Source organism: Tardiphaga sp. (assembly GCF_028290785.1).
In the GTDB taxonomy this organism is placed as follows: domain Bacteria; phylum Pseudomonadota; class Alphaproteobacteria; order Rhizobiales; family Xanthobacteraceae; genus Tardiphaga.
The window spans coordinates 1-3,440 of record NZ_JAQGJD010000286.1; the positions used below are offsets into that span (position 1 = coordinate 1).

A 3,440-nucleotide genomic window follows, 5' to 3' on the forward strand; every position below is an offset into this window, starting at 1 on the left:
AGCGCTGCCGCCGTAACCTGCACAATCATGAAACCTGAATTGAGTCCGGGCTTTGGCGTCAGGAACGCCGGCATGCCTGAGAGCGCCGGATCCACCAGCATCGCGATCCGCCGCTCCGAAATCGATCCGATCTCGCAGACAGCAAGCGCAATCATATCGGCCGCGAAAGCCACGGGCTCGGCGTGAAAGTTGCCGCCGGAAATGGCGAGATCGTCTTCAGAGAAGATCAACGGATTGTCCGAAACCCCGTTCGCTTCCGTGAGAAGCGTATTCGCGGCCTGGCGCAACACGTCCAGCGCAGCGCCCATCACCTGTGGCTGGCAACGAAGGCAGTACGGATCTTGAACACGAACGTCCCCCGTCCGATGCGACTCCCGGATAGCGCTGCCGGCGAGAAACGCGTTGAGCGCGAAGGCCACCGCGATCTGTCCGGCATGTCTGCGTAGCGCATGGATTCGCGGGTCGAACGGAGCATCGGAGCCGCGCGCCGCGTCAGTCGACAATGCGCCGCTGATGATAGCTGTCTTGAACAGAATCTCGGCCTCGAACAGCCCCGCCAAAGCACAGGCCGTCGAAAATTGAGTGCCATTTAATAGCGCCAGCCCCTCCTTGGCCCCCAACACGATCGGCTTCAACCCGACGCTCGCAAGCGCTTCGACAGCGCCCATCCTTCCCGATCCGGTGAATGCCTCACCGACGCCGATCATCACCGACGTCATATGGGCAAGTGGCGCCAGATCGCCCGACGCACCGACCGAGCCCTGCGATGGCACCACCGGAATAATATTATTTGCAATCATGGCGTCCAATAACTGGATCGTTTCCAGACGGACGCCAGAAAACCCTTGTGCCAGGCTTGCAATCTTCAAGCACATCATCAGCCGGACGATCGCCGCGGGCGCTGGATCGCCGACGCCCGCGCAATGCGACAACACGATATTTCTTTGCAGCGCGAGAATGTTGGCGGCCTCGATACGAACGCTCGCGAGTTTTCCGAAGCCGGTGTTGATGCCGTAAACCGGATCACCTTTTTCAACGATGCGGGCAACTGCCTCGGCACTTGCTTTCACGCGAGCTTCGCAGCCTTTATCCAGTGTTGGCGTGGCGCCGCGATAGATAGACCGCCATTCGGCCAGCGTGACCTCTCCGGCCTTGAAACTCATTTTCACAGAAGCATACTCCCAGCGCATTTTTCTTTGAGTTGACTCGATTCACCCGCAGCCGTCATTGCGAGGAGCGAAGCGACGCGGCAATCCAGAAGCCACAAGCTCGGCAAGGACTGGATTGCTTCGTCGCAAAGGCTCCTCGCAATGACGGGGTTGTGGGTCAGTTCATTCCGAAAACGCGCTAACGCCCCACACTGTACGGTCCGCCCTTTTCCAGCGCGCGCTGATAGGCGGGGCGGGCGTGGATACGCGCGAGCCAGGCCATCGCTTTCGGGTGCCCCTGCGCCAGTCCCGCGCGCGCGGAAGCGGCTTCGAGCGGAAAACTCATCTGGATGTCGGCGGCGGTGAACTCGTTGCCGGCGAACCATTCGCTTTTGCCGAGTTCGCCTTCCCAGAACGCCATGTGGCTCTTCAGTTGCGGATTGACCATGGTGTCCAGCGCCTTCGCCGCAATCGCCTTGACCAGCGGCCGCATCAGCAGCGGCGCGCGCTTCGGCAACATCAGGAAGATCAGCTTCAGCAGCAGCGGCGGCATTGCCGAACCTTCCGCATAGTGCAGCCAATAGGTGAGGCGCAGCCGCTCCGGCGTGCCGGCCGGGGGAATCAAACGGCCCTCGCCATAGGTCGTGACGAGGTATTCGACGATCGCACCGGACTCCGCGATGGTGTTGCCGTTGTCGGTGATCACAGGCGACTTGCCGAGCGGATGGATGGCACGCAGCTCCGGCGGCGCCAGCATGTTGGGCTGCCGGTTGTAGCGCACGATGTCATAGGGCACGCCGAGTTCCTCGAGCAGCCAGAGCACCCGCTGCGAGCGGGAATTGTTGAGGTGGTGGACAGTCAGCATGGCGTTCCCCGGGAGGCGACAGATGAGACGAAGATCATATTTTACCCGGACAATATTGACGTCTAAATTACCCGGGTATAAATAGCGAGCTTGTTATCCTCATTTAACGGCAGGTTTGACCATGAACGAAGCGCTTTCCACCAGCTTTACCGCCTTCGCCGGCGACCGCCTGCTGGCCTCGGGCGCGCTCGCCGAGGTCGCGATCGCCGTCAAGATGGCGTCCGGCGGCAACGTCCCAGCGCCCATCGTCATCTTCGACGACGCCAGCGGCCGCCCGATTGACCTCGATCTGCGCGGTAGCCACCGCGACATTGTCGCGCGGCTGCCGCAGCCCGTTGTCGCGGAAAGCGCACCGCCGGCGCCGCGCGGACCCGGCCGCCCGAAGCTGGGCGTCGTCGCCCGCGAGGTGACGCTGCTGCCGCGGCATTGGGAATGGCTCAATGCCCGGCCCGGCGGCGCGTCCGTCGCGCTGCGCAAGCTGGTCGATGACGCCCGCCGCGCCAACGCCGACCGGGACCGCCAGCGCGCCGCACGCGACGCCGCCTATCATTTCATGTCGGCGATGGCCGGCGACCGTCCGGGCTTCGAGGAAGCGTCGCGCGCGCTGTTCGCCGACGACACCGCGCGCTTCGCCGATCTGACCGCGGCGTGGCCAGCGGATATCCGCGACCACATCGGGCGATTGATGGCTGCGGCGGGCAGCCATTCCGGAACGCCGGCTGCGCCCGGTTGATTACGGCAAATCGAACCGCTAGCTTCGATTGAAATGACATTGATCATATAAGGTGGCGACGCCTCAGGTCGCCACCCAGGGAGCCCGCCGTGCATCCACCATCCCCGCTGTTCCTGTTCGATTTCGGCAGCCCCAACGCCTATCTCAGCCACGAGGCGATCCCGGCGATCGAGGCGCGCACCGGCGCTCATTTTGCCTATGTCCCGGTGCTGCTTGGCGGCATCTTCAAGGCCACCAACAACAAGTCGCCGGCCGAATCGCTGGCCGGCATCAAGAACAAGCGCGAGTTTCACGAACTCGAGACCGAGCGCTTCATCGCGCGCTTTCAGGTCGAGCCCTATGTGATGAACCCGTTCTTTCCGGTCAACACGCTGAACCTGATGCGCGCGGCGATTGCGGCCCAGCTCGAAGGCGTGTTCAAGGAATATGTCGAGGCCGCATTTCATCACATGTGGCGCGAGCCGAAGAAAATGGACGATCCGGAAATCGCCATCGCGGCGCTCAACGCGTCCGGTCTCGACGGCGCCAGGCTGCTCACCCGCGGGCAGGAGCCCGAGGTGAAGGCCAAGCTGGTCGCCAACACCCAATTTGCCGTCGATCGCGGCGCGTTCGGCTCGCCGACCTTCTATGTCGGCGACGAGATGTTCTACGGCAAGGAACAGCTGCGCGACATCGAGGAATTGATCACGCGGTA

At 62.8% G+C, this 3,440-nt stretch carries 4 protein-coding genes; 2 read left to right on the forward strand and 2 right to left on the reverse strand.

What is annotated here, in order from left to right; all coding sequences use genetic code 11:
• Both JWR89_RS17290 and JWR89_RS17295 read right to left on the reverse strand, forming a co-directional pair.
• A partial coding sequence (locus JWR89_RS17290) for a histidine ammonia-lyase (RefSeq protein ID WP_299718303.1) occupies nucleotides 1-1,163 on the reverse strand: 1,163 nt, incomplete at its 3' end.
• A gap of 184 nt (nucleotides 1,164-1,347) precedes the next feature.
• Nucleotides 1,348-2,013, reverse strand: a complete 666-nt coding sequence (locus tag JWR89_RS17295) for a glutathione S-transferase (protein WP_299718305.1) — start codon at nucleotides 2,011-2,013, stop codon at nucleotides 1,348-1,350.
• A gap of 121 nt (nucleotides 2,014-2,134) precedes the next feature.
• On the opposite strand from JWR89_RS17295, the gene JWR89_RS17300 reads away from it, so the two are divergent.
• Complete coding sequence (locus JWR89_RS17300; RefSeq protein ID WP_299718306.1) at nucleotides 2,135-2,746, forward strand: DUF2239 family protein; 612 nt, start codon at nucleotides 2,135-2,137, stop codon at nucleotides 2,744-2,746.
• A gap of 89 nt (nucleotides 2,747-2,835) precedes the next feature.
• Nucleotides 2,836-3,440: 2-hydroxychromene-2-carboxylate isomerase (locus JWR89_RS17305; protein ID WP_299718307.1), on the forward strand; the 605-nt coding region annotated here is incomplete at its 3' end.

Coding starts and splice junctions, on each gene's coding strand:
- JWR89_RS17295 (WP_299718305.1), bottom strand. CDS start 2,013: ATGCTGACTGTCCACCACCTCAACAATTCCCGCTCGCAGCGGGTGCTC.
- JWR89_RS17300 (WP_299718306.1), top strand. CDS start 2,135: ATGAACGAAGCGCTTTCCACCAGCTTTACCGCCTTCGCCGGCGACCGC.